At 61.9% G+C, this 25,864-nt stretch carries 23 protein-coding genes; 10 read left to right on the top strand and 13 right to left on the bottom strand.

Annotated elements, in window-relative coordinates:
- Positions 1-24: 24 nt before the first annotated feature.
- The 7 genes from ILT44_RS04050 to ILT44_RS04020 all read left to right on the top strand — a co-directional run bounded on the left by ILT44_RS04050 (position 25) and on the right by ILT44_RS04020 (position 8,107).
- The gene (locus ILT44_RS04050; RefSeq protein WP_204238289.1) at positions 25-1,605 is read left to right on the top strand and encodes an ABC transporter substrate-binding protein; all 1,581 of its coding nucleotides are present in this window, start codon (positions 25-27) and stop codon (positions 1,603-1,605) included.
- Positions 1,606-1,750: 145 nt separating this feature from the next.
- Entirely contained in the window at positions 1,751-2,725 is a 975-nt protein-coding gene (locus tag ILT44_RS04045; RefSeq protein ID WP_204238288.1) for an ABC transporter permease, read from the top strand.
- Positions 2,722-3,633, top strand: a complete 912-nt coding sequence (locus ILT44_RS04040; protein ID WP_204238287.1) for an ABC transporter permease — start codon at positions 2,722-2,724, stop codon at positions 3,631-3,633. The genes ILT44_RS04045 and ILT44_RS04040 overlap by 4 nt, the downstream gene beginning before the upstream one ends.
- Positions 3,630-4,649 carry an ABC transporter ATP-binding protein gene (locus ILT44_RS04035; protein ID WP_204238286.1) on the top strand — a complete coding sequence of 340 codons (1,020 nt, stop codon included), beginning with the start codon at positions 3,630-3,632 and terminating at the stop codon, positions 4,647-4,649. The genes ILT44_RS04040 and ILT44_RS04035 overlap by 4 nt, the downstream gene beginning before the upstream one ends.
- Positions 4,601-5,605 (top strand): ABC transporter ATP-binding protein, encoded by a 1,005-nt coding sequence (locus ILT44_RS04030; RefSeq protein ID WP_204238285.1) that lies wholly within the window; start codon positions 4,601-4,603, stop codon positions 5,603-5,605. Before ILT44_RS04035 ends, ILT44_RS04030 begins: the two co-directional genes overlap by 49 nt.
- 17 nt (positions 5,606-5,622) lie before the next feature.
- On the top strand, positions 5,623-7,146 hold the full coding sequence (locus ILT44_RS04025) for a carboxypeptidase M32 (protein WP_204238284.1): 1,524 nt from the start codon (positions 5,623-5,625) through the stop codon (positions 7,144-7,146).
- Between the two features lie 19 nt (positions 7,147-7,165).
- Positions 7,166-8,107, top strand: a complete 942-nt coding sequence (locus tag ILT44_RS04020) for a succinylglutamate desuccinylase/aspartoacylase family protein (RefSeq protein ID WP_204238283.1) — start codon at positions 7,166-7,168, stop codon at positions 8,105-8,107.
- A gap of 32 nt (positions 8,108-8,139) precedes the next feature.
- Here ILT44_RS04020 and ILT44_RS04015 read toward each other — a convergent pair whose 3' ends face one another.
- The 11 genes from ILT44_RS04015 to ILT44_RS03965 form a co-directional block, all read right to left on the bottom strand.
- Positions 8,140-8,610, bottom strand: coding sequence for an opioid growth factor receptor-related protein (locus ILT44_RS04015; protein ID WP_204238282.1), 471 nt, complete (start codon positions 8,608-8,610; stop codon positions 8,140-8,142).
- Between the two features lie 46 nt (positions 8,611-8,656).
- A complete protein-coding gene (locus ILT44_RS04010; RefSeq protein ID WP_204238281.1) occupies positions 8,657-9,508 on the bottom strand; it encodes a sulfite exporter TauE/SafE family protein in 852 nt (283 codons plus the stop codon).
- Between the two features lie 81 nt (positions 9,509-9,589).
- Positions 9,590-10,318 (bottom strand): DUF1028 domain-containing protein, encoded by a 729-nt coding sequence (locus ILT44_RS04005; protein ID WP_204238280.1) that lies wholly within the window; start codon positions 10,316-10,318, stop codon positions 9,590-9,592.
- Positions 10,319-10,330: 12 nt separating this feature from the next.
- Positions 10,331-12,124 (bottom strand): gamma-glutamyltransferase family protein, encoded by a 1,794-nt coding sequence (locus tag ILT44_RS04000; RefSeq protein ID WP_204238279.1) that lies wholly within the window; start codon positions 12,122-12,124, stop codon positions 10,331-10,333.
- 30 nt (positions 12,125-12,154) lie between these two features.
- A complete protein-coding gene (locus ILT44_RS03995; RefSeq protein ID WP_204238278.1) occupies positions 12,155-13,030 on the bottom strand; it encodes an ABC transporter permease in 876 nt (291 codons plus the stop codon).
- A complete protein-coding gene (locus tag ILT44_RS03990; protein ID WP_204238277.1) occupies positions 13,027-13,974 on the bottom strand; it encodes an ABC transporter permease in 948 nt (315 codons plus the stop codon). The genes ILT44_RS03995 and ILT44_RS03990 overlap by 4 nt, the downstream gene beginning before the upstream one ends.
- 72 nt (positions 13,975-14,046) lie before the next feature.
- Complete coding sequence (locus tag ILT44_RS03985; protein WP_204238276.1) at positions 14,047-15,546, bottom strand: ABC transporter substrate-binding protein; 1,500 nt, start codon at positions 15,544-15,546, stop codon at positions 14,047-14,049.
- Between the two features lie 41 nt (positions 15,547-15,587).
- Positions 15,588-16,688 carry an ABC transporter ATP-binding protein gene (locus ILT44_RS03980; RefSeq protein ID WP_204238275.1) on the bottom strand — a complete coding sequence of 367 codons (1,101 nt, stop codon included), beginning with the start codon at positions 16,686-16,688 and terminating at the stop codon, positions 15,588-15,590.
- Entirely contained in the window at positions 16,685-17,746 is a 1,062-nt protein-coding gene (locus ILT44_RS03975) for an ABC transporter ATP-binding protein (protein ID WP_204238274.1), read from the bottom strand. The genes ILT44_RS03980 and ILT44_RS03975 overlap by 4 nt, the downstream gene beginning before the upstream one ends.
- Entirely contained in the window at positions 17,736-18,512 is a 777-nt protein-coding gene (locus ILT44_RS03970) for a FadR/GntR family transcriptional regulator (RefSeq protein ID WP_204238273.1), read from the bottom strand. Before ILT44_RS03970 ends, ILT44_RS03975 begins: the two co-directional genes overlap by 11 nt.
- Positions 18,513-18,815: 303 nt before the next feature.
- Positions 18,816-19,715, bottom strand: coding sequence for an SDR family oxidoreductase (locus tag ILT44_RS03965; RefSeq protein ID WP_204238272.1), 900 nt, complete (start codon positions 19,713-19,715; stop codon positions 18,816-18,818).
- 209 nt (positions 19,716-19,924) lie between these two features.
- Here ILT44_RS03965 and ILT44_RS03960 point away from each other — a divergent pair, with 209 nt between their 5' ends.
- Complete coding sequence (locus ILT44_RS03960; protein ID WP_204238271.1) at positions 19,925-21,073, top strand: amidohydrolase; 1,149 nt, start codon at positions 19,925-19,927, stop codon at positions 21,071-21,073.
- A gap of 14 nt (positions 21,074-21,087) precedes the next feature.
- On the opposite strand, the gene uxuA is transcribed toward ILT44_RS03960, so the two are convergent.
- On the bottom strand, positions 21,088-22,284 hold the full coding sequence (gene uxuA, locus ILT44_RS03955; protein WP_204238270.1) for a mannonate dehydratase: 1,197 nt from the start codon (positions 22,282-22,284) through the stop codon (positions 21,088-21,090).
- Positions 22,285-22,352: 68 nt separating this feature from the next.
- Positions 22,353-23,081 carry a GntR family transcriptional regulator gene (locus ILT44_RS03950; RefSeq protein ID WP_204238269.1) on the bottom strand — a complete coding sequence of 243 codons (729 nt, stop codon included), beginning with the start codon at positions 23,079-23,081 and terminating at the stop codon, positions 22,353-22,355.
- Between the two features lie 122 nt (positions 23,082-23,203).
- Between ILT44_RS03950 and uxaC the strand changes: the two genes are divergently transcribed.
- Together uxaC and ILT44_RS03940 are read left to right on the top strand one after the other, a co-directional pair.
- Positions 23,204-24,607, top strand: a complete 1,404-nt coding sequence (gene uxaC, locus ILT44_RS03945) for a glucuronate isomerase (protein ID WP_204238268.1) — start codon at positions 23,204-23,206, stop codon at positions 24,605-24,607.
- Positions 24,608-24,656: 49 nt separating this feature from the next.
- On the top strand, positions 24,657-25,844 hold the full coding sequence (locus ILT44_RS03940; protein ID WP_204238267.1) for an ABC transporter substrate-binding protein: 1,188 nt from the start codon (positions 24,657-24,659) through the stop codon (positions 25,842-25,844).
- Positions 25,845-25,864 lie beyond the last annotated feature (20 nt).

Genomic DNA, 25,864 nt, shown 5'->3' with positions numbered 1-25,864 from the left:
GGTCTTAGCAAGAGGGGAAGTGAATTGAAACAAAACTTCAAGCTGGGTGGATCACTCATAGCGGCTCTCGTCCTCGGCACCGTCCTCAGCGGTGGCGTATTGGCGCAAACTTTGACCATGGGGCTGCGGGCCGGACCCGACTCCATCGACCCGCATTGGTCGACCCTGGGCAGCCAGGCCGAGGCCCTGCGCCACATCTTCGATACGGTTGTCATGTCGGACGAGAACCTGGGCCTGAAGCCGGGTCTCGCGACCTCGTGGAAGCCGATCGACGATACGACCTGGGAGTTCAAGATCCGGGAGGGCGTGAAATTTCACGATGGATCCGAGCTCACTGCGGAGGACGTGAAGTTCTCGATCGACCGCATTCCGGTCGTCACCGGCCCGATGAGCATGACGATCTATACGAAGCAGGTTGCGGAAACGAAGGTCGCCGACAAGTATACCCTGCACGTGAAGACGAAGGCTCCGGCACCGACCCTGCCGAACGACTTCATCCGTCTCTTCGTCGTGTCGAAGAACGTCGGCATGGAGGCTCGCAACGAGCAGTTCAACTCGGGCAAGGCTGCCATCGGCACCGGTCCGTACAAGTTCGTCTCGTGGGAGCCGAAGGGCGATCTCGTCCTTGCGCGCAACGACAACTACTGGGGCGCAAAACAGCCCTGGCAGAAGGTGATCCGCAAGGAGATTCCGAGCGATCCGGCCCGCATGGCGGCGCTCAAGTCCGGTCAGGTGGACCTCGTCAACTACGTGCCGGCCACCGACTATGCAGCCATGCAGAAGGACACGTCGGTCGACACCTTCGTGGCCGACTCGGTCTACTTCCTGAATCTCACGCCGAACGTGAAGGAGACCCTGCCGAAGAAGGTCAAGGTCGACGGCAAGGAGATCGACGCCAACCCGCTGCGCGACCCGAAGGTGCGTGAGGCCATGGACCTCGCCATCGACCGCAAGACGCTCGTGCGCGTCGTGCTCGAAGGCCTCGGTCGCCCGGCCAACCAGCTGATGCCCGCCAGCTTCTTCGGCGGCAACAAGAACCTTCCCGAGCGTCCATACGATCTGGCAAAGGCCAAGCAGCTGCTTGCCGATGCGGGTTACCCGAAGGGCTTCGAGATCGACTTCCACTGCACCAACAACCGCCTGCCGGGCGATGCTGCGGTGTGCGAGGCGCTCTCGCAGATGTGGGCTCGCGCAGGCCTGAAGGTGAATGCCAACGCCCTCAACGGTACCGTGTTCTTCCCGGCTCAGCAGAAGGGCGAATACTCCCTCTGGATGAGCGGCTGGGGCACGCTGACCGGCGAGGCGAGCTACACCTACGGCTCCTTAGTGCATACCGCGGATCCTCAGATCGGCCTCGGCGCCTTCAACAAGCAGGGCTACTCCAATCCGGAGGTGGACAAGCTTCTGCAGGAAGGCTCACGCACGATGGATGACGCAAAGCGGCGCGCCCTGTTCGAGAAGGTGACGGAAGTCTCCATGAACGACCGTGCGCTGATCCCGACCGTGCAGATCCAGACAGTCTGGGCTGCGAAGAAGGGCACGGTGACCATCCCGCCGCGGGTCGATCAGGAAACCCTGGCTTACGAGATCAAGCCGAAGAATTGATCCTGATACAGTCAGCCGGGGAGACCCGGCTGATCTCTTCCGGAGGGGACACTCTTCCCCTCCGGCTTTCTACTTGATGATATTCGTAGAATGCCGAGCGGCTGCCGCTTGGCTCTCCTGTTCCGAAGACCATTCACGAGACAGCATGATCGGTTTTCTCATTCAACGCGTACTGCAGGCGCTCATGGTCGTGATCGCCATGTCGATCATCGTGTTCCTGGGTGTCTACGCCATTGGAAATCCGATCGATGTCATGATCGATCCGGCCTCCGACCAGGCGCTGCGCGCGGCGCTTATCCAGCGCTACGGCTTCGATCGTCCCCTGATCGAGCAGTACTTCATTTTCATGAACAACATGCTCCACGGCGATCTGGGCGAGTCCTTCATCTACCGCCTGCCCGTGCTCAACCTGATCCTGTCGCGCCTGCCGGCAACGCTGGAGCTCGCGCTGACGGCGATGCTGATCGCCACCTGTCTGGGAATTCCTCTCGGTCTGTGGGCCGGTTATAAGCCGGACTCGCTCTCCGCAAAGGCTATCATGGGCTTCTCTGTGCTCGGCTTCAGCGTGCCGAGCTTCTGGGTTGGGCTTCTCCTGATCATGGTCTTCGCCGTCGAACTGGGCTGGCTGCCCTCAGGCGGACGCGGCCCGACGACGCAAGTGCTCGGCATGAACTTGTCGATCACCTCGTTTGAAGGGTGGAGTCATATCCTTCTGCCAGCACTTAACCTCGCCCTGTTCAAGCTAGGCTTGCTGATCCGCCTGACGCGGGCCGGCACGATTGAGGTGATGAGTTCCGACTATGTGCGCTTTGCCCGCGCCCAGGGACTCTCCGAAGGCAAGGTCGTCGGCTTGCATGTGCTGAAGAACATCTCGATCCCGATCGTGACGGTCTTCGGCCTCGAGCTCGGCTCAACCCTGGCCTTCGCAGTTGTGACGGAGACGGTCTTCAACTGGCCCGGCATGGGCAAGCTGATCATCGATTCGATCACCGTGCTCGACCGCCCTGTCATGGTCGCCTATCTCATCCTCGTGGTATTCCTCTTCGTCATGATCAATCTCGTGGTCGATCTCATCTACGGCCAGCTTGACCCGCGTATTCGCGTAAAGGCCGCGTCATGAGCAGCTCTCCTGCCCTTACCCTGCCAGCTGAAACGAGCTGGACCCGGCTCTCGAACTTCTGGTCCGATTTCCGTCAGAGCCCCGTGGCTGTCGCGGCTCTGATCGTGGTCGTCGTGGTGGTTCTCATGGCGGTCCTTGCACCGCTCGTGGCACCGCAGGATCCCTATAACCAGGAGGCCCTCGATCTGTTCGACGCCCGGCTCGAACCGGGCGAGGTCGGCTCCGGGGGCTATGTCCATTGGCTCGGCACCGATGCCGCTGGCCGCGACATTTTCTCCGCGATCCTCTATGGCCTGCGCACAAGTCTGATCGTCGGCGTCATGGCCGGTACCCTGGCTTTGATCCTCGGCACAACGGTGGGCCTCGTCGCCGCCTATTACGGTGGCCGCATCGAGGCGCTGATCATGCGCATTATCGATCTGCAGCTCTCCCTGCCGGCGATTCTCCTGGCGCTGGTTCTGGTTGCGCTGCTGGGGCAGGGGCTAATGCAGCTGGTAGCCGCCCTGGTTGCCGCGCAATATGCCTATTTCGCCCGCACCACCCATGGCGCTGCCAGTGCCGAGCGGCGCAAGGATTATATCGAGGCGGCGCTGTCGACTCCCTTGCCCGCGCGCCACGTTCTGTTCCGGCACCTTCTGCCCAATGCCCTGCCTCCCTTGATCGTTGTCGCAACGGTGCAGGTGGCGAACTCCATTGCTCTCGAGGCAACTCTGTCCTTCCTTGGGCTCGGCCTGCCGATCACCCAGCCTTCGCTCGGCTCCCTGATCTCCAACGGTTTCCAGTTCCTGCTGTCGGGTCGCTACTGGATCTCGATCTATCCCGGTATCGCGCTGATGCTGACTGTGGTCGCCATCAATCTTGTCGGCGATCAGGTCCGCAATGTTCTGAATCCGAGGCGCAGCCGATGAATGAAGTCGTTCTTCGCGTCAAAAACCTGCAAACTCAGTTCCAGACCCGTGCCGGAGCGCTCAAGGCTGTGGATGGCGTCAGCTTCGAGGTCGGCCGCGGCCGGATCCTGGGACTCGTCGGCGAATCCGGTTCCGGCAAGAGCGTGACCGGCTACTCGATCCTCGGCCTCGTCGAGCCGCCCGGCAGGATCGCAGGCGGCGAGGTTCTTCTGAACGGCAAGGACATTACCCGCTTGAAGGGTGATGCCATGCGGCAGGTCAGGGGTGCTCAGATCGCCATGGTCTTCCAGGACCCGATGATGACGCTCAATCCGGTTCTCAAGATCGGAACCCAGATGATCGCGGCCGTGCGGGCCCATGCCAGGGTCTCACGCCGGGCAGCCCGGTCAAGGGCTCGCGACGCGCTGGCGAAGGTCGGCATTCCGAGCCCCGAGGAGCGTCTCGAGGCTTACCCGCACCAGCTCTCCGGCGGCATGCGCCAGAGAGTAGCCATTGCGATCGCGCTTTTGCACAGTCCTGCCGTCATCATCGCCGATGAGCCGACCACCGCGCTCGATGTGTCGATCCAGGGACAGATCCTTGCCGAGGTGCGACGCCTCGCGGACGAGACAGGCACGGCCTTCGTCTGGGTGACGCACGATCTCGCCGTGGTGTCGAGCCTCGCCGACGACATCTGCGTCATGTATGCGGGGCGTGTCGTAGAAAGCGGACCGGCCGCGGACGTCATCGGATCCCCTCGCCATCCTTACACAGCCGGACTTCTCGCGTCCGTCCCAGCCGAGCACGAGCCCGGCACGAAGCTGCCGCAGGTTCCTGGGTCGACGCCTTCCCTCGCCAATCTTCCGCCGGGCTGCGCCTTCGCGCCACGCTGCGCCAAAGCGGGACCCGCCTGCACCACCACGCCGCCTCTTCAGCAATTCGAGGGCGGGCGCACCGCCCTCTGCCATTATCCGATAGAGCCCGTTTCATGCCAGCCGCTCTCCTTGACATCGACCACGTATCGAAGCGCTTCGTAAAGCGCCCCAATCTCGGGGAGCAGATCGCAGGCCTTCTCGGCGCAGGTCGCAAGACCGAGATCGTGCGCGCGGTATCCGATGTGAGCCTCACGGTTGCCAAAGGCGAGGTCGTCGGCCTTGTCGGCGAGTCCGGCTGCGGGAAATCGACTCTCGGGCGCATGGTTGCGGGCATCTATACGCCGAGCGACGGCAAGATCCTGTTCGGCAATGCACCAGTTGCCAAGGAGCAGGGAAGGCGTACCCATAAGCTGACCACACGCGTTCAGATGATCCATCAGGATCCCTTTGCCAGCCTCAATCCCCGCATTCGCATCGGCGACACGGTGTCCGAGGGCCCGGTGGCCCACAATATCGTCAAAGCCCGCGAGGCCGACTCCTATGTGGCCGATCTGCTCGGACGCGTGGGACTCGATCCGAGCTACCGCCGACGGTTCCCTCATCAGTTCTCCGGAGGTCAAAGGCAGCGCATCGCCATCGCCCGCGCTTTGGCCATGAAGCCGGATCTGCTGGTGCTCGACGAGCCGGTGGCTTCCCTCGACGTCTCGATCCAGGCTCAGGTGCTCAACCTTTTCATGGACCTGCGCAGCGATCTCGACCTGACAGGCATCTTCATCAGCCACGATCTCGGTGTGGTGCGGCACGTCTCAGATCGGGTCGCGATAATGTATCTCGGACGCATCGTCGAACTTGCGCCGACGGCTGAACTCTATGCCAAGCCGAACCATCCCTATACACGCGCGCTTTTCGAGAGCGTTCCACGGGTCGGCGTCGGTCGAAAGAACTTTCGCCCCATCGCGGGCGAAATTCCGTCGCCGCTCAACCCGCCGAGCGGATGCCACTTTCATCCTAGGTGTCCCTTCGCAGGCCCGCGTTGCAAACGTGAGGCGCCGCCTCTGGAAGCGATCGGACCGGGCCGCTTTTCCGCCTGCCATCTCAACACCGGCGGCACGGATTGAACTGAAAGCCTCAAGACATGACCCAGCCATCCTCCTTAGCGGCGCTCCAGGAGCGCATTGCCGCCGTCAACGACGTGCTGAACGCGACCTCGCTGCTGACGTGGGACTCACGCACCATGATGCCGGCAGGCGGCGCGGAAACCCGTGGACAGCAGATCGCGACCCTGACGCGGATCGCCCGTGACCTTCTGCTTGCCCCCGAGACTGAAAGAGCGTTGGAACAGGCCGAGCAAGCGATTGAAGGTCTGCCTGTCGACTCAGCCGAGCGGCGCATAATCGAGCAGACACGCCACGCGGTCGAGCATCACCGGAGTGTACCGGCATCATTGATCCAAGAGCGAGCCGCTCTCCGGACTGTGGCCCAGGCTGCATGGATCGAGGGGCGCTCGAGGAGCGATTTTTCTATCTTTGCGCCCCATCTTGCGAGGACTGTCGAACTCTCACGTGCCTATGCCGACTGCATCGGTTGGACCGAGCATCCCTATGACGCCATGGTGTCGATCTACGAGCCGGGCGAAAATGCCGCGAGCCTCAAGGCGCTTTTCTCAAGGCTTCGGAATGGGCTGCTGCCGATCCTCGATGCCGCCCGCTCGCGGCCGCAGCCTCGTTCGGATTTCCTGTTTAGGGACTTTCCGGAGGAGGGGCAGCGCGCCTTCGGCCTGAGCCTCGCCGAGAAGCTCGATTATGATCTCCAGCGCGGGCGTCTCGACACCACCGTGCATCCGTTCGAGGTGTCGTTCACCCGCAACGATGTGCGGATCACCACACGCTACAACCGCAACTACCTTCCGGCCTCGATCTTCGGCACGGCCCATGAAACGGGACACGGCCTCTACGAGCAAGGCGTCGATCCAGCCTATACCCGTACGACGCTGGCGACCGACCTGGTCGGGCTTTATGCGGTCGGCGGCACCAGCTTCGGGGCGCACGAGTCCCAGTCGCGTCTTTGGGAGAACCACATCGTCCGCAGCCGTACCTTCTGGCAGCGGCATTTCCCTGAGCTGCAGCGGCACTTCCCTGAACAGCTCGGCGATGTAAGCGCTGAGGAGTTCTACCGAGCCGTGACACGGGTCGAGCCCGGCTTCATTCGCGTCGAGGCGGATGAGCTGACCTACGACCTCCACATCATGCTGCGCGTCGATATCGAATGCGCGCTGATGGACGGCTCGCTCCCAGTTTCGGACCTGCCCGGCGCCTGGAACGCCGCGATCAAGCGTGACCTCGGCCTGACTGTTCCGAACGACGCCAAAGGCGTACTGCAGGACGTTCATTGGTCGACCGGCTATATTGGCTCATTCCCGACCTACACCATCGGCAACATTATGGGGGCGCAGGTCATGGAGACCCTGCGGAAGCAGAATTCATCTCTCGATGCTGCCATTGAATCAGGTGACTACAGCATGCTGGCCGGGGAACTCCGCACGCGGATCTGGCAGCACGGACGCCGCTTCATGCGCGACGAGCTGCTGGAGCGCGAGACGGGCCGCCGCCTCGACCCGGCGCCTTATCTCGCTTACCTCAAGGGCAAATACGCACAGTAACGGCATCGGTAGGTCTCCAATGATGAAGGCACTCCCAGCTCTCCGCACTGGACAGCCCCGCGTGGAGCACGGCTACCTCAATCCGATCGAGGGGGTTGAAATCCCCTTCGGCATCATCGAGGGGGCCAAGCCGGGACCGTGCCTGCTCATCACGGCGGGCGTGCATGGCTCCGAATACTGCTCCATCGAGGCGGCTATCCGTATGCTGAGAATGGATCCAGGCAGGATCAAGGGCACACTTCTCATTTTCCCAATCCTCAATGTCCAGGGATTCCTGAAGCGCAGCATTTATGTGATGCCGGAGGATGGAAAGAACCTCAACCGGATGTTCCCCGGTCGGCCCGACGGAACGGTCAGCGAAAAGCTCGCTCACTGGCTCGTCACGAGCGTTTATCCGCTGGCTGATGCCTATCTCGACCTTCACGGCGGCGATCTTGATGAGTCGCTTGCACCCTTCACGCTGTTTCCGAATGGCTGCGAGAAGTCGAAAGCTCTGGCGACGGCGTTCGGCCTGCCAGTCGCCGTCGCAGCCGGAGGGGAGGGGTACACCATCAATGCGGCTTATAAGCTCGGCGTGCCGAGCCTTCTTCCGGAGGTCAGCGGTAACGGGCTGTGGAGCGAGGAGACCGTTGGCCGGATGCTGGCCGGCATCGAGCGCGTGATGCACCATCTCGGCATAATCTCCGGGCCTATCGAGCCTGCTCCTCAGGCCGATCCGGCTTTCGTGACGATGTGGGTGCCCTCAGCTCCTGTCAGCGGGCTCTGGTATGCAAGCAAGGAGGTCTCTGAGCCTGTTGCCGCGGGTGAGATCCTTGGGGAAATCAGGGATGTGTTCGGAACCGCCCTTGCCACCATCCGCTCCGAAAAGGATGGGTTCATTCTCTATCGCCTGACCAGCCTTTCCGTAAATCAGGGGGAGGCCCTGATCGGTGTCGGCACTCCTCTCGTCAGCGAGGGCTAAATCGAGCTGCTGCATCCAGGGCGCTCCGGCCTTCACTCTCCGACAGCTTCCTCCCAGAAACGCAGACTGCGGGAATTGACGGGAGATCCGGCTGCCGTATGCAGCCCGAGAATAGCGTGGTGAGAGCTTCGGGCCTCCGCAGAGCCGAGGAGCAGACATAGGCTGCGAAGGATGCGTGTGATCCGTAGATGGTTGTGGTCATGTGAGGTCAGCCACCACCGTGTCCCACGGTAGAAACGGAGCATCCGTTCGGTTGCTTTCTTCAGAGTGTCGACAGCACGCGGATCGGCTCTGATTGCAGCGATCTCGGCCGGTGTCAGAAAAGGTGAATGCGGTTGCGCAGCGCTGCGCGTCGGCAGGGGGAACAGCCACTGAATGTAGTCGTGAACGGTCTCCAGCTCGCCATCGGAAAAGCCGAGTACATCGGGAGCTAGGCGCCCGCGACCATCCCGTCCCACGCCTGCAAGGAAGGCATGCAGAGGCCCAGCCGTTAACTCAGCCATTATGCCATCTCCTATCCGGCATTGCAGATTGGAGATTGTTTATGGCTTACGTAAGGAGGCTCGCGGCGAAACGGGCGCAGACGAGCAGCAGGAAGATGCCGAAGGCGACCTCGAGCCGGCGCTTGGAGAGGCGATGCGCCAGACGGGCACCGACAGGGGCCATCCAAGTGCTGGTGGGGATGAACAGAACGAGGCCGATCAGAGATACATAGCCCAGCGCCAGCGGCAGCTGGAAAGCGACCACCTCGGGATACTCGGCCATGTGAGGCCAGCCGGCATAGATGTAGCCGATGGCGCCGGGGATCGAGATGAGAATGCCGAGGCCAGACGAGGTCGCCACCGCCTGATGAATGGGACGATTGTAAAAGGTCATGAACAGATTGGAGAGCTGGCCGCCGCCAATGCCCATGAGGGCCGAAAGAATGCCGATCAACCAGCCATAGGCGATCATGATGGGCTTTGCAGGCATGTCGAGGCCGAAACGCCATGTGTCCTTGCCGAAGAGAAGGCGGATTGCGGAGATACCGGCCACCACCACGAAGACAGCCTTGAACAGATCGGCAGGAGCATAACGGGCAATGATGCTGCCGATGCAGACGCCGAGCACCACGGGCACGGCCCAGACGCGCAGGATCGTCATGTCGACCGCACCTTTGGCCCTGTGAGCGTTGAAGGATCGGATCGATGTGGGGATGATGATGGCGAGCGACGTGCCGACGCAGAGCGGCATGCGAATCTCCTCCGGCACCTCCAGAATTCGGAAAAGTTCATAGAGGATCGGCACGGCAACCGCACCGCCGCCGACGCCGAATACGCCCGCCAGCAGGCCGGTGATGGCACCGGCCGCCAGGAGAGCGACCACGAGCCAGGCCAGATCAAACAGGGGAATTCCAAACATCGGAAGGTCCATGGAAGAGAAACGAAAATCGCCGTAGGATCTTTTCGACCCCACGGCAAGCGAGAGTTTTATGAGAGCGCCTCAGGACGAGGAGGCGCTTCCGGCAAGCCGAGCCTGATATTCGCTTGCTCTTTGGTCGATCCAGGCTCGATCCGTGATTCCGCCCGGGTTGGCACGAGTCGCCATGGCATCCATGAACGCCAGAAAACGCTCATGGGCGACGCCATAGAGGCGGCGCAACTCGTCCAGAGGTTCGGGATGATCGTCGACACGCAGGTCGAGCATGGGGTAGGGCTCGTCACGCCAGATCTTGAGCGCAGCCGATTGCTTGCCGCGCTTGTCGCCGCCCTCGCCCTGTCCCGCATCGAGCGCGGCCAGAAGTCGGTCGGCAAGCGGAAGGTCCATGCGGCGCTTGTAGGTTTCAAGGGTCGCCTCGATCACGGTCGGCCCTGCCAGCATATTGCCAGCCACCGAAACACCATCATCCGTGAGATGCCCGCACCAGTCGATGCACTCCCGCCCTGTATGAGCTGCGGTTCTGCCATCGCGGTCGATGACGTGAAGCTGGCGGGACTCACGGCCGGGATCGCCTGCGGTGAGCACTGCCACGATCTCCTCGGCGCTTCGTCCCTCAGCAAGAAATCTCATGCCGTCCGTGGCGTAAATCGGGTTGACGAGCGCCTGGGTCGCGAGTGCGCCGATCTTGGCCGCGCCGTGGGGGCAGAGTGCCCCCACGGCGAAGAACTTTGTGGTAACGGCGACCCCGAACGAGCCTGTCTCGGGATCCTTTGCGATAATCGACCAAGTCATGATCTTCGCTCCTCAGCGTCCGACCGCATAAGCCTGCATGAGGCGCGGCGTAGCGGCGCCGTGCAGCATTCCATCCTTGTCGCGACTTGCCGCCACGAGACGACCGACCGTCCAGGCCGGCGCCACCTCGACTTCGTGACCGCGGGCACGCAGATCGTCGAGCACCGCCGCACCATAGGTCTCTTCGGCCATGAGATGACCGGGTTTCTGCTCGCGAGGATAGAAGGAGGAGGGGAAGTGGGCCGTATGCGACATCGGCAGGTCGATGGCCTCCTGCAGGTTCAGCCCGTGATGGGCATGGCGCAGGAAGAGGAGCATCTGCCACTGCTCTTGCTGATCGCCGCCGGGTGAGCCGAAGACCATGTAGGGCTCGCCATCCTTCTCCGCGAGTGTAGGCGTGAGCGTGGTGCGGGGGCGCTTGCCGGGCGCGAGGCTCGCAGGCAGGTTTTCTTCCAACCAGAACATCTGGGCGCGGGAGTTGAGCATGAAGCCGAGCTCCGGAATGACGGGCGAGGATTGCAGCCAACCACCGGAGGGCATTGCTGCGATCATGTTGCCAAAGCGATCGACCACGTCGATATGCACCGTGTCGCCACGACGTGCCGAGCGCATGGACTGAAGTGTTGGCTCCCCGCCTGAGACCTTCTTATCCGTGGTGGAAAGATCGCGCAGGGCCTGCAAGGTACGCTCGACCTGGGCCTCATAGCCTTCGATGCGGCCAGGGCGGAGATCAAAGGAAGCCTTGTCGGTGATCAGCTTGCGGCGCTCGTCGTTGTAGGCATCCGACAGCAGAGCCTGGATCGGCACATCGATAAAGTCCGGATCTCCGTAATAGGCCTCGCGGTCGGCGAAGGCGATCTTCATGGCTTCGACGACGGTATGAACGAACTCGCCGCTGGTTGGACCCATTGTGGCGAGGTCAAAACCTTTGAGCAGGGCAAGTGTCTGCAGGAAAACTGGTCCCTGACCCCAGGGCCTGATCTTGTTGACCCGGAAGTTGTGGTACTCGTAGGTCTGAGGCGTGTCGTACGAGGCCTGCCAGTTCGCCATGTCGTGGGCAGTGAGCACGCCGCGATGACGTGAACCGCTCTGGTCCATCACCTCAGTCCTGCGCACGAAGGCATCGACGGCCTCGGCGACGAAGCCCTTGTAGAACGCGTTCCGCGCGCCTTCGATCTGCGCCTCGCGGTCGCTGCCTTTGGCCTCACCCTCGCGGATGATGCGCTTCCAGGTGTCGGCGAGCTGCGGGTTGCGGAAAAGCTGGCGGGGCTTGGGCACCTCGCCGCCGGGCAGGAAGACGGCGGCGGTAGTCGGCCATTCAGCCTCGAAGAATTCTTTCAAGCCCTTGATGGTGTCTGAGACGCGCGGCAGCAGTGGATGACCATGCTCGGCGTAGTAGATCGCTGGCTCCAGCACCTCTCTCAAGGAGAGAAGGCCATGGTCGCGAAGAAGCAGCATCCAAGCATCGAAGGCGCCGGGCACGACGGTGGCGAGCAGGCCATTGCCGGGGATGAGCTTGAGACCCTCGCTCTTATAATGGCCGATGGTGGCGCCAGCCGGTGCAGTGCCCTGACCGCAGAGCACCTCGACCTTTTTTGTCTTGGCCGAATAGAACACGGCCGGAACCTCGCCGGATGGGCCGACCAGATGCGGCTCGACAACCTGCAGCACGAATGCGGAGGCAACGCAGGCGTCGAAGGCGTTGCCGCCTTTCTCCAGCATCGCCATACCGGCGGCAGATGCAAGCCAATGGGTCGAGGTGACAATACCGAAGGTGCCGAGAATCTCTGGCCGAGTCGTAAACATGGTTCTTTATCCGAAGTTTGCTTGTCGTTTTTACTGTTCGCGGGGATCGAGTGCGTCACGCAGCCCGTCGCCGAGAAGGTTGAAGCCGAGCACGATCAGGAAGATCGCGGAACCCGGGAAGACCGACATCCAAGGAGCCTGATCCATGAAGTTCTTAGCGGTGTTAAGCATGGAACCCCAGGAGGGGTTGGGCGGCTGTTGACCTAACCCTAAGAAGGACAGGCTCGCCTCCGCAATGATGGCCGTGGCAATGGTGAGCGTCCCCTGGACCAGGATCGGCGGCAGGACGTTGGGGAGAATATATCGCGCCATGATCCAGAAATCGGGAAGGCCGATGGCCCGCGCACCTTCCACGTAATCCTCGGCCTTCACCGTCAGCACCTGCCCGCGGGTGAGGCGGATGAAGATCGGCATGGCCGACAAACCGATCGCGATCATCGCATTACTGAGGCTGGGGCCGAGGAATGCCGCAAGCGCGATGGCGAAGATCAGGAAGGGGATCGCCAGCATGGCGTCCGTCGCACGCGATATGGCGGCATCGATCCAGCCGCCGAAATAGCCTGCAATGAGGCCGAAGGGGACGCCGAGCACAATAGCGATGAAGACCGAAATCACGCCAGCCATGATGGAGGCGCGCGCACCCCAGAGCATGCGGGAGAGCACGTCACGTCCTAATTCGTCTGTGCCGAACCAGAACAGCTCGGAAGGTGGTTTCCGAATGCTCGTGAAGCTCGGCTTGATTGGATCGTAGGGCGCAAGATAGGGCCCGATGACGGCAGCGAGAATGAAGAACAGAACAATTGCTCCCCCGACAACGGCACTCTTGTTCTTCAGGAACTTGGAAAGTACACGGCTGCGCTTCTTCGGCAGGGCGACCTCGTCGGCGACAATGGCTGTAGCGGTCATGCTGAGTGCCTCAGGCGGGGATTGACGAGAACATAAAGGACATCGGCCAAGAGGTTCATGAAGATGAACCCGACGGCGGTGCAGAGAACCACACCCTGCACGACGGCGTAGTCACGGTTGAACACGGCGTCCACGATGAGTTTGCCGAAGCCTGGAATGGTGAAGATCTGCTCTGTCAGCACGGCGCCGGCGAGCAGTTCACCGAAGAGCAGGGTCGAAAGGGTCACGATGGGAACCAGCGCATTGCGCAGGGCGTGCTTCAGAATGACCTTCCGGGACAGGAGGCCCTTGGCGCGGGCAGTCCGGATGTAGTCGGAGCGCATGACACCGAGCATGGCGCTACGGGTGTGGCGCATGAGGCTGGCGGCGAGCCCTGTGCCGAGCACGAAAGCCGGCATGAGCATGGTCTTGATGTTGAGCCACAGATCCTCGGTCGGCGGCACGTAGCCGGAAGCGGGCAAGAGCTGCCAGCGCACGGAGATAAGCATGATGAGCATGATGCCGAGCCAGAAATTCGGGATCGACAGGCCCGACAGCGCGATCACGTTGGCTGTGTAATCGACGGCCGTCCCCTTCTTTACCGCAGAGATGATCCCGGCAGGAATGCCGATGGCCAGAGCCACGATCATGGCCATGATGGCGAGCTCGATCGTGACAGGGAGCTTGCTCATGATGAGGTCGAGCACGGGAATGTCGGTGCGGAGCGAGATTCCGAGATTGCCGGTCAATGCGGAGCCGATCCAGGCGAAGTACTGAATCGGGATGGGATCATCCAGGCGGTACTTCTCGCGCAGGAAGGCGAGCACCTGAGGATCGCGCTCCTCGCCCGCCATGGTGAGGACCGGATCGCCGGGCAGGAGCTTCTGCAGGGCGAAAACCAGAACCGACACGATGATCAATGTCGGGATGGCGATCAGTATTCGTCGTCCGATGTAGCGCAGCATCAGCCCAAGGAACCCGCGTCAGAGAAAGGAGGGCGTGCCCGGCCCATGGCCGGGCACGTAGTTGTCAATCGGTCAGGAGGCGAACTTCACGCCCTTCAGACGGATCATGCCATCCGGATAGGGCTTGAAGTTCTGGACTTTCTTCGTGTGAACGAAGGGCCAGGGCTGGTAATAGGTGTAGATGATCGGCAGATCCTGCTTCAGGATCTCCTGAGCCTGATCGTAAAGCTGCTTGCGCTTGGCCTCGTCATTGGTGACGCGGGCATCGTTCAACAGCTTGTCGACCTGCTCGTTGCAGTACTTGCCGTCGTTCAGGGCGCCCTTGCAGGTGACGAAGGGATGAATGTTGCCGTCCGGATCGACACGGCCGGACCAGCCGATCACGTTGACGTCGAAATTGCCAGCCTGAGCTTCCTTCTGCATGGCCGCGAACTCCGTGGGGCGCAGCGAGATATCGAAGCCTGCCTCGGCCGCCATGGCCTGGATGATTTCGGCGATCTGCTGAGCCGTGGTGCCCGTGCCGAAGGTCAGCTCCAACTTCACCCGGGCGACCCCGGCTTCCTTGAGAAGCTGCTTTGCCTTAGCAACGTCGCGCTGATTGGCCTTGAACTTCGGATTGTTGTACGGGCTCGCCTCCGGGAAGGGCTGACCGGCTGGCGGATAGATGCCAGCGCCGACTACCTCGTTGATCACGTTTCGATCAATGGAGAGTTCGAGTGCTTGCCGAACACGCTTGTCTTGGCCGAGCGGAGACTTGGCGCGCTCACCGTTATTGGTGTTGATGGTCAGGCCCTGGTAACCGATGCCCGAGACCGGCGCAAAGACCAGATTCGTGTCGCCCTTCGCGGCCGGAACATCGCTCGGGGCAAGCCGCTCAAGCAGGTCGAGGTTGCCGGAGCGCAGATTGGCCAAGCGGACGGTCGTGTCCGGAATGGGCTGGAACACGATGCGCTCGAAGTTGAAGTTCTTGGCATCCCAGTGGTCGGCGAACTTCTCAAGCACGATGCGATCGTTCTGCACGCGCTCGACGAACTTATACGGACCGGAGCAGACAGGCTTCTGGCCGAAATCGGCGGATGCAAGTGCCTTCGGCGACATGATCATGCCGGCGCGGTCGGAGAGCTGCGAGAGCAGGGTCGCGTCGGCGCGAGAGAGATTGACCTTCACGGTCAGGTCATCAACGGCTTCGACATTGTCGACTGAGGTCAGCTCGCTCTTGCGGAGAGAGTCCGGCAGCGTGCGGGCGCGGTCGATATTGGCCTTCACAGCAGCCGCATTCAGGGGCTCGCCGTCATGGAACTTGACGCCCGGACGTAGTTTGAAAGTCAGCGACTTGCCATCATCGCCCCATTGCCACTCAGTGGCGAGTTCAGGGGTAAACTTCAGGTCCGGCGTGATGTCGACGAGCTTGTTGCATAGCGACGTGAACACGATGCGGCCCACGAAGGTTCGCGCGCGATGAGGATCGAGCACGTCTGGGTCTTCGTTCAGGCCGATGCGCAGGGTCTGCGCGGAGGCCGCGGTGCTCATCAGGAGCCCGGTGGCCATGGCTAGGAGCAGTCGTTTCTTCATTCTGTCGTCCTCCAATAGTCCTCTAGATTTGTCTTCGGAGTTCAGGGGCTCGTCGCGACGGGCTTATCCTGCCGTTCACGCCAAGTTTGGTAGAGCGCAAGGCGCTTGGCGAGCGCCGCGCTCGGGGGCGGAGCGCTGATGGAACCAGCGCCCGCTCCTTGGATTTCGCGCCAGAAATGGCAGGCCACCCGTCGCCCATCGGGCGCTGCCTCAAGGGCGGGATGCTGCTCCTTGCAGAGGGCACGTGCATGGGGGCAGCGGGTATGAAAGCGGCAGCCAGATGGCGGAGCTGCGGGGCTCGGCACGTCACCCTGGAGCAGCGCCTTCGGTTGCCGGCCCGTTGGGCTGGGAACGGGGATCGCGGCCAAAAGCGCCTGGGTATAGGGATGCAGCGGGTTGTCGAAGAGCGCATTCGTATCCGACAGCTCCATGATCTCACCGAGATACATGACGGCAACCCGGTCGCTCATGTGCCGGATGACGGCGAGGTCATGCGCCACGATGACGAGAGTGAGGCCGAAGCGATCCTTCAGATCCTCGAGCAGGTTGATGATCTGTGCCTGAATCGACACGTCGAGAGCCGAAACCGGCTCGTCGCCCACGATCAGCTTGGGATCGCCCGCCAGCGCCCGGGCGATGCCGATGCGCTGACGCTGGCCGCCGGAGAATTCGTGCGGGTAGCGATCCGAATGGGTTGGCAGGAGGCCGACCGTGCGCATGAGATCTGCCACACGCTCGCGCTTCTCGGCGCCGCTGGCCAGATTATGCAGCCAGATAGGTTCCGCGATGATGTCACCGACATTCATGCGCGGATTGAGTGAGGCGTAAGGATCCTGGAAAATGATCTGCAGCTCGCGTCGCAGCCCCCGCAACTCGCTCTTGTTGAGCTTCAGGATCGAGCGGCCCTCATAGCGCACATCGCCGTCGGTCGGCTCGATGAGCCGCAGGAGGAGGCGGCCGAGGGTGGACTTGCCGCAGCCGGATTCACCCACGACCGCAAAGGTCTCGCCGCGCCGTATGCCGAGGGACACACCATCTACTGCGCGCACGATCGTGGGCGAAGACAGCAGACCGCCACCGCCGAAGTGCTTTTTCAGGCCCACTCCTTCGAGAATGATGTCATCAGCAGGAATCGCGCTCATGAGGCGGCTCCACGGTGAATTTCGAGGGGGGCGTACCAGCAGCGCGCCCGGTGGCCGGGCTTGATTTCTGCCAACGGCGGCGGATCGTTCGCGCAATGGTCATCGGAGAAGGGGCAGCGTGGAGTAAAGCGACAGCCCTTGGGCATCAGCTCCGCCGGCGGAACGGTGCCGCGGATCGTGGCAAGCCGCCCCTGACGACGGCCCAATGATGGCACCGAGCCCATGAGGCCGATGGTGTAGGGATGCTGCGGATCGTCGAAAATCGCTTCGACTGGACCGCTCTCGACGACTTTGCCCGCATACATAACCGCAACCTCGTCGGCGACCTCCGCCACGACACCGAGATCGTGCGTTATGAGGATCATGGCCGTGCCGGTCTCCTCCTGCAGGCGACGGATGAGGGTGAGGATCTGCGCCTGGATCGTCACGTCGAGCGCTGTGGTCGGCTCGTCGGCGATCAGAAGCTGTGGATCGTTGGCGAGCGCCATGGCGATCATGACGCGTTGGCGCATGCCGCCTGACATCTCGTGCGGATAGGCGCGCATACGTTTCTCGGGCGCAGGGATGCGTACCTTCTTGAGCATATCGAGCGCCCGCTGCGTGGCCTCGGCCTTGGAGACCTTGCGGTGCCGGACGATGCCCTCCGAGATCTGGTCGCCGATGGTGAATGCAGGGTTGAGAGAGGTCATCGGCTCTTGGAAGATCATCGCCATCCGGTCGCCACGCAGATCCGCCCGCTCGCGCTCGGAGAGCGTCAGCAGGTCCCGCCCGTCGAACATGGCCGTGCCCGAGACGATCCGCGCTGGAGGGGTCGGGAGAAGCCCCATGAGCGCCAGCGACGTCACGCTCTTACCGCAGCCGGATTCGCCGACGATGCAGAGGGTCTTTCCTTTGCTCACCGAGAAGCTGACGTCATCGACAACGTTCACGCCTTTAGGGGCTCCGTCGAAGCGAACGGAGAGTCCTTGAACGTTGAGAAGCGGCGGTTCAGAGGCCACGGCGGCATCGCCGATACGATGAACCTCTGCACTCGGCTGTCGGACTGCCTCATGTCCCATGGCGTATCTCTTTTTTGGTGTTTGCTGTCACGGGTGTTTCCGGAATTTGTCCGTCCATAGGGTCGGGCAGGGGGCTGGTCATGACCTTGAGAAGGCCTTCGCGAACGAGTTCGAGATGCTCGCGCATGGCGTGTTCGGCGGCATGGGCCTCACGCTGGGCGATGGCAGCGATAACGCGGCGGTGCTGTTCGACATAGATTTGCTGGCGCTCACCGGATCGCGCCCGCTCCCGCAGAAGCCGCCACGTGGTGTCCTGCCGGATGCGGTCGACCATGTCGAAAATGGCGAGCAGCAGGGAGTTGCCCGCCGCCTCGGCGATGGTCCGGTGCAGGGCGCTGTCCCAAAGCTCTCGCCCATCTGCATCCGAAGAGGAGGCCGTCTTCTCGGCGAGGCGCAGGAGGCGTTCAATGTCGCCGTTCTTAGCACGCATTGCTGCCAGTCGGGCGAGGGCCGGCTCGATTTCCAGGCGCACATCCATGACTTCGAGGGGATGGGTACGCTTCGAAAGTTCCTCAAGACTGGTCGGGGCCTGCGCAGGGCGTGACCCTAGGAAGGTTCCCTTGCCCTGGTGCCGCCAGATCCGTCCCTCTGCCTCCAGCACCTCGAGCGCCCGCCGCAAGGCACGGCGTCCGATCCCAATCTTGGCCGCCAGAACGCGCTCCGGCGGGAGCCGCTGCTCCCCCTCGAAGGAACTGTCGTCCAGAAGAGCCCGCAACTGGCCAAGGGCAAAGTTGGAGCTGTCGGCTGACGGATCCGGGTTGGACATAGCGATCCAGCTCCCTGTGAACCAATCTTGCTGCTGGATGCCCAGCAACGACGGCTTGTTGCGCCTATAGAGGTCTCAACGAAATAAGGCTATGCTCATTCTGAACCAATTTGCAAGTGGTTCGATGATGGTTCGTTAGTCGCTGCTGACTTTTCTATGAGCACGGCACCATGCACACCTGCTGCCACACTCATGAAGTCCCTACACAGATTGCTCAAAGTATCCGCAGCATTAAGGATCCACGATAAATCTGCCGAACTGATCGCTCGCTAAGCGCAGATACTGATCGAGTCAGGCTCTGTTTCAGCCTCCAGGTCCGCTTTGTCCCGCTTTAGAGCCTTCGCCAGCCTCGTGGAGCGCCCGGAGACCGTCACGAAAAGTCGGATACCGAAGTCTCACGCCAAGCTCCGACTTGATCCGCGTATTCCGGACACGCTTGTTGTCCGCATAAAAGGCGCGAGCCATCGGCGTCTGCTCGGCCTCGTCGAAAGAGATCTCGGGCGGCGGCTCAGAGCCGAGCAGTTCTGCGGCATAGGCGATGACATCCTGAGGCGGTCCCGGCTCATCGTCTGCGACATTGTAGATCGCATTCCGGCTCGGATGCTCCATGGACGTCATCAGAACCTGGGCGATGTCCACCACATGAATCCTGTTGAAAACCTGTCCCGGTTTGACGATGCGCTTGGCGGTTCCGTCTGCGATCTTCGTCAATGCATTGCGGCCAGGACCGTAGATGCCTGCGAGCCGAAAGATCTGCACGGCAAACGGCGCACTGGCGCCAAGTTCGAGCCATTGCCGCTCGGCAGCGATCCGATAACGCGCTCGGGGTGTTGCTGGATTTGGCGGCGTCGTCTCATCGACCCAGGCGCCGCCCGCATCGCCATAAACACCGACGGTTGACAGATAGCCGACCCAGCGCAGGCAAGGCGCCGCGGCAATGGCTTCGGAAAACCGCTCCAGGACAGGGTCGCTCCCGTCCGCCGGCGGCACGGAGATCAGGAGGGCCTCCGTCCGTTCGAGATGCTGGAGAATGGTGGGATTGAAGTCTTTGCCATCGAAGCGGAAGGCCTGGATTCCCGCGCCCTCGACGATTTTCGCTTTCTCCAATGAACGAACGGTGCCGCTGACACTCGTCAATCTATGACGGTGAAGTCGAATAAACTGGAGGGCGGTGTAGCCGAGCCCGAAGACGAACAGGTTCATGAGATCGTGGAGCCTTGCAGCAGTCGCAGGTAACTTAGCGGCATAGATGCGGCGCAGCAATCGATGCGCGAAGTGAGCACTCATCCTTCAGGGGTGCGTTTGTTTTGGTTGATCATGTCCTGGACTCCCGCCATAAACCTGTGCCTAGCAAGCTTGGTATCGTGAGGCCTTCAGCTTGGCTTTCAAGTTCTTGGCCTTGGAGGTGATGCATGGTCCTGACCAACCAAGATATGGTCGAGCTGACGGCTTTCCGGCGCAAGCTCCACCGGATGCCCGAACTCTCCCGCCAAGAAGCGGAGACCGCGCGTGAGGTCCAAGCCTTTCTCAAGTCTACTCATCCCGATTGGATGCTCACCGAGCTTGGCGGCCACGGCATTGCCGCTGTCTATGAGGGCCGGGAGCCGGGACCGACCGTGATGGTGCGCGCCGAGCTTGACGGGCTGCCGATCCAGGAAATCTCCGAGGCTCCTCATCGCTCCGCCGCGCCAGGCAAGGGGCATCTTTGCGGACATGACGGTCATATGGCCATTCTGGCCGCGCTGGCGCGGGAACTCGGCCGCCAGCGGCCGCGGCGTGGTCGGGCCATCCTGCCGTTCCAGCCGGCGGAGGAGGATGGATCCGGGGCTGCAGCGGTGGTGGCCGATCCGCGCTTCCGCCAGATTTCGCCGGACTTGGCTTTTGCCCTGCACAACGTACCGGGACTGCCCTTTGGCAAGGTGGCGCTCTCCGAAGGGCCGGTCAACTGCGCCTCGCGGGGTATGCGCATCGTGCTCACCGGCAAGACCGCCCACGCCTCCATGCCAGAGACTGGCCTCTCACCTGTGAACGTCGTGGCCGAGTTGATGCCCAGGCTCACAGCGCTGGGTAAGGGCGGGCCGCTGGAGGAGGGCTTCTCGATGGTGACCGTGACCCATGCCAGGATCGGTGAGCCGGCCTTCGGCGTAGCGCCTGCGCATGGAGAGATCTGGGCGACCTTGCGGACGCTCACCGACGCGGGGATGGAGGAGCTCTGTGCGAGCGCCGAGCAGTTGGTGCTGAGCGCCGCGCGGGAGAAAGGGCTCGGCGTCGAGATCGCCTACGATGACATCTTTCATCATTGCGAAAACGCGCCCGAAGCAGTTGCGCATCTGCGTCAGGCGCTCGAAGCCGAGCGTGTGCCCTACGACCAAGGTAATCTGCCGATGAGCGCCTCGGAAGATTTCGGCCGCTTCGGCCAGAAGGCACCGGCCGCGATGTTCTTCCTCGGCGCGGGCGAGAAGCATCCGAGCCTGCACAATCCCGACTACGACTTTCCCGATGACCTAATCCCCATCGGCGCCCGCGTGTTCATGAGGACACTGCGTAACCTGCTTGGATAAGGCTGTCTCAGTCCTCAGAGCGGCAGGTTGCGCAGGGCCGACACGGCCTTCATCACGCCACGAAGTTCGGCAAGGCCGCGCAAGCGGCCAATGGCCGGATAGCCCGGATGGGTGGGCTTGCCCACATCATCGAGAAGCTCGTGTCCGTGATCCGGGCGCATGGGGATGCGCCAATGCACGTCACCTGCATCCTTCCGACGCCTCTGCTCTTCCAGAAGCACCGTGACAAGGGCCACCATGTCGGTATCGCCCCCGAGATGATCAGCCTCCATGAAGGAGCCGTCCGGCTCCTTCGCCACGTTGCGCAGGTGGGCGAACCAGATGCGGTCGGCGAAGCGCTTGGCGATCGCCGGAACGTCGTTGGCGGGATTGGCGCCGAGGGAGCCGCTGCAGAGTGTGAGGCCGTTCGCAGGCGAGTCGACCGCCTCGAGAATGAACGCGATATCATCCGCATTGGAAACGATGCGGGGTAGCCCCATGAGCGGGCGCGGGGGATCGTCGGGATGGATGCACATACGGATGCCGGCTTCTTCCGCTGTTGGGATCACCTCGCGCAGAAAGCGGGCGAGATTCTCAAGGAGAGCTTTTGCGTCAATATCCCTGTAACGATCGAGCATTACCCGAAGACCGGGAATGTCATAGCGGTCGTAAGCGCCGGGCAGACCAGCCATGATGTTAGACAGAAGCTGGCGCCGATCCGCTTCCGACGAGCCGTCGTGCCATTCCTTTGCACGTTGCAGGACTTCAACTGAATGATCCCTCTCTGCACCGGGGCGCTGCAGCATGAAGCAGTCGAAGGCGGCGAACTCATGCGCGTTGAACCGTAGCGCCGTGCCGCCGCCGGGAAGAGGGTGGGCGAGCTCGGTGCGTGTCCAATCCACAACCGGCATGAAATTGTAGCAGACGGTGGTAATGCCGCACTGTGAAAGATTCCGGAGGGACTGTCGGTAATTGTCGAACAGGGGCGTCAGATCACCCTCGCCGATCTTGATGCTTTCATGAATCGGCAGGCTCTCGACCACGCTCCAGCGCAGGCCGAGCGAGGGGTCGGCCGCGATCAGCGCCTTACGCTTCTCGATCTCCTCGATGCTCCAGACGACGCCATAGGGAATGTGATGCAGGGCCGTCACGATTCCGGTCGCGCCGGTCTGACGGACATGGGACAGCTTGATGACATCTTCAGGACCGAACCAGCGCCAAGCTTGTTCCATGGATTTGCCTCTTATAATAGAGCCGCTCTTGATCGACGGCGTGAATGCGAACTGTGTGCCTGCCGATCTTACGCGCTGAGTGCCTCCGCCACAGCGTCATCTTCCCGTTCGAACAGGTCGGGATACTTTGCGGCGAGTTCGGGCAGCGAGCGAAGGATCTCACTCAGATGCTGATGCATAGCATGATCCGCCGCGACAGGGTCAGCAGACTTGATGGCATCGACGATCAGCGCGTGCTGAGCCACGATGGTATGGCGCGGTGTTGCCTGCGTCACGTCCAGGTATCTCACCCGATCCATCTGAGGCTTCACATCCTCGATCATGCGCCATGCCGCGGGTCTACCTGCTACTTCCGCCAGAAGGCGGTGAAACTCTTCGTCGAGAGCCATGAAATCGTCCGAGGACGTGGCGCGCTGGGCGCGACGCTGCCGGGTCAGACTGGCATTCAACTCGGCAAGCATGATGGGCGTGGCTTTCACTGCGGCCTCGCGCACGACGGCACATTCGACAGCCTGGCGGATGAAGCGCGCATCTTCCACGGCGGCGCGCGAGATCTTGACTACTTGGGTGCCTCTCTGAGGCAGAACCCGCACAAGACCAGCCTCGCTCAGCTTGATCAACGCTTCCCGCACCGGCGAGCGGCTCACCCCGAATCTTTGGGCAAGATCCTGTTCGGACAGCATTTCACCGGGAGCAATCCTCATGCTGACGATGGCCTGCCGAAGGGCGCGTGCGACCTGCCGAGCCATCGGCTCGCGGCTGACATCGAGCTTTGCAAGGGGGCTTCTCTCATTCATAAGTGGCACACTACCATACTAGTAGACCATTGCAAAGCGCCCTGGAACGATTTAAGGTCTTTGGAAATGAGATGCTCGAAAGCCAGCGTAAAGCGCTTGTTGGTGAGCCAAGGGAGTACGCGATGCTGATCCATCCGGACCGGCTTTTTCCAACAGAGTCCGCTGCTCGCGATGTGGCGCGCAGACTCTATGCGGGAATCCGGGACCTGCCCATCATCTCGCCCCATGGCCACACGGATCCGCGCTGGTATGCGGAGAACGAGCCGTTTCCGGATCCGGCAACGCTGTTCGTAATTCCTGACCACTATGTCTTCCGCATGCTCTATAGTCAGGGTGTGCGGCTTGAGGAGCTTGGCATTCCGACCAAGGACGGCAGTGCCATCGAGCGTGATCCCCGCGAGATCTGGCGACGTTTCGCAGCCCACTACCATCTCTTCCGCGGGACGCCGACGCGCGCCTGGCTCGATCACACCTTCGCAACTCTGTTCGGATTTACGGAGCGGCTCTCAGCCGCGAACGCGGATTCCTATTATGACCGGATCGATGCGGCCCTGCGCACGCCCGAATTCCGCCCGCGCGCGCTCTTCGAACGCTTCCGCATTGAAGCCATCGCCACGACGGAAAGTCCTATCGACCCGCTGAAGCATCACGAGACCATCCGGCAGTCGGGCTGGAAAGGGCGCGTCGTCACGGCTTACCGCCCTGATCCTGTCGTCGATCCCGAATTCGAAGGCTTTCGGCAGAATCTCGTGCAATTTGGCGAAATCACAGGCTGCGATACCTCCACGTGGAGTGGATACCTTGAGGCGCATCGGAAGCGGCGTGCGTTTTTCCGGGAATATGGCGCCACATCCACCGATCACGGTCATCCTACGGCCCGGACGGCCAATCTCTCGCAAGGAGATGCGGAGTCCTTGTTCCGCCGCGTCTCGACACAGGGCGCGAGTCCAGAGGATGCGGAGCTGTTCCGGGCTCAGATGCTAACCGAGATGGCGGCCATGAGCGTGGAGGACGGCATGGTCATGCAGATCCATCCCGGTTCCTTCCGCAACCACAACGAAGGGCTCTTCCGCCGCTTCGGGCGCGATATGGGCGCCGACATTCCCTCGCAGACCGACTATGTGCGTGCGCTCAAGCCGCTTCTCGACCGCTTCGGCAACGAGCCGAACTTGACGATCATCGTCTTCACCTTGGACGAGACGAGCTATTCCCGCGAGCTGGCGCCGCTCGCCGGGCATTATCCGGCTCTGAAGCTCGGTCCCGCTTGGTGGTTCTTCGATGCGCCCGAGGGAATGCGCCGTTTCCGCGAACTCACGACGGAAACCGCCGGCTTCTACAACACGGTCGGCTTCAACGACGACACCCGGGCCTATATGTCCATTCCGGCACGACACGACGTGGCCCGCCGGGTCGACTGCGCTTATCTCGCCAACCTCGTGACCACTCACCGCCTCGATGAGGATGAGGCTCATGAGGTGGCCTACGACCTTGCCTATCGCCTTGCGAAAAAGGCTTACAAGCTGTGATACGGGACATGGACCCAAGGGCCATGTCACACAGAATGGGAGGAAGAACATGACAAACCTGATCACCAGGCGGACCTTCGTCGGCAGTGTCGCCGGCGCCGCAGGCGTTGCCGCACTCGGCGGCACGAGCTTTGCTCAAGCCAATCTGCCGACGAGCCCTGTGACGCTCAACATCATCGACGTGGCCGGCAACCTCGCGCTGACCCAGAAGGCCATTGAGAACTACCGGAAGGCGAAGCCCAACCTCGTCTCGCGCATCACCTTCACCAAGGCGACGGCTCCCGAGCTCGCCGGCAAGATCAAGGCGCAGCAGGATGCGGGCCGGGTGGACATCGATCTCGTGCTCACGGGCACCGATGCAATGTCTGCAGGCATCGAGCAGAAGCTCTGGGTCGACCTGATCCCTGGGCATGCGAATTCTCTCCCGAAGCTCGACGACATCTATCTTCCGGCAGCGGCCAAGATGCAGGGCCTCGCCAAGGGGCAGGGGGTAGTCGTGACCTATTACCCGTCCGGTCCTCTGCTCGAGTACATGCCCGATAAGGTGAAGACCGTTCCGACCACGGCCGAGGAACTGCTCGCCTATACCAAAGCCAATCCGGGACGCTTCATCTATGCCCGTCCGGCCAATTCCGGTCCCGGCCGTACCTTCATCATGGGCCTGCCGTACATTCTGGGCGACAGCAACCCGCAGGATCCTGCCAAGGGCTGGGACAAGACCTGGGCCTACCTGAAGGAGCTGGGGCAGAACATCGAGTATTATCCGGCGGGCACCGGTGCGGTGATGAAGGAACTCGGCGAAGGCTCGCGCGACATGACAGTCTCGACCACCGGCTGGGACATCAACCCGCGCGTGCTCGGCGTCGTGCCTAAGGAGGCCAAGGTGGCGGCTCTCAAGGGCTTCCACTGGGTGGCGGATGCTCACTACATGTGCGTGCCCAAGGGTCTGTCGAACGAGAAGGTCGCGGTTCTCCTCGATCTCATGAACTTCCTGCTCAGCAAGGAGCAGCAGGCCTACACCTACGATGAAGGCTATTTCTATCCGGGGCCGGCCGTGAAGGGCGTGACCCTCGACATGGCGCCGCCCGAGAGTCAAGCCGCGATCAAGGAATTCGGCCGTCCCGAATACGAGAAGTGGATCGCCGAGAACCCGATCGAATTGCCGCTTCAGCCCGAGCAGATGGTCGTCGCCTTCCGCATGTGGGACGAGCAGGTCGCCGGCGGCAAGCGCAAGTAAATCGAAACCAAGGACCCGCG

Origin of the sequence: Microvirga arvi (assembly GCF_016892765.1) — a bacterium.
In the GTDB taxonomy this organism is placed as follows: Bacteria; Pseudomonadota; Alphaproteobacteria; order Rhizobiales; family Beijerinckiaceae; genus Microvirga; species Microvirga arvi.
Note: the sequence above shows the minus strand (reverse complement) of the source record. Positions and strands in the feature narration are given on the sequence as shown.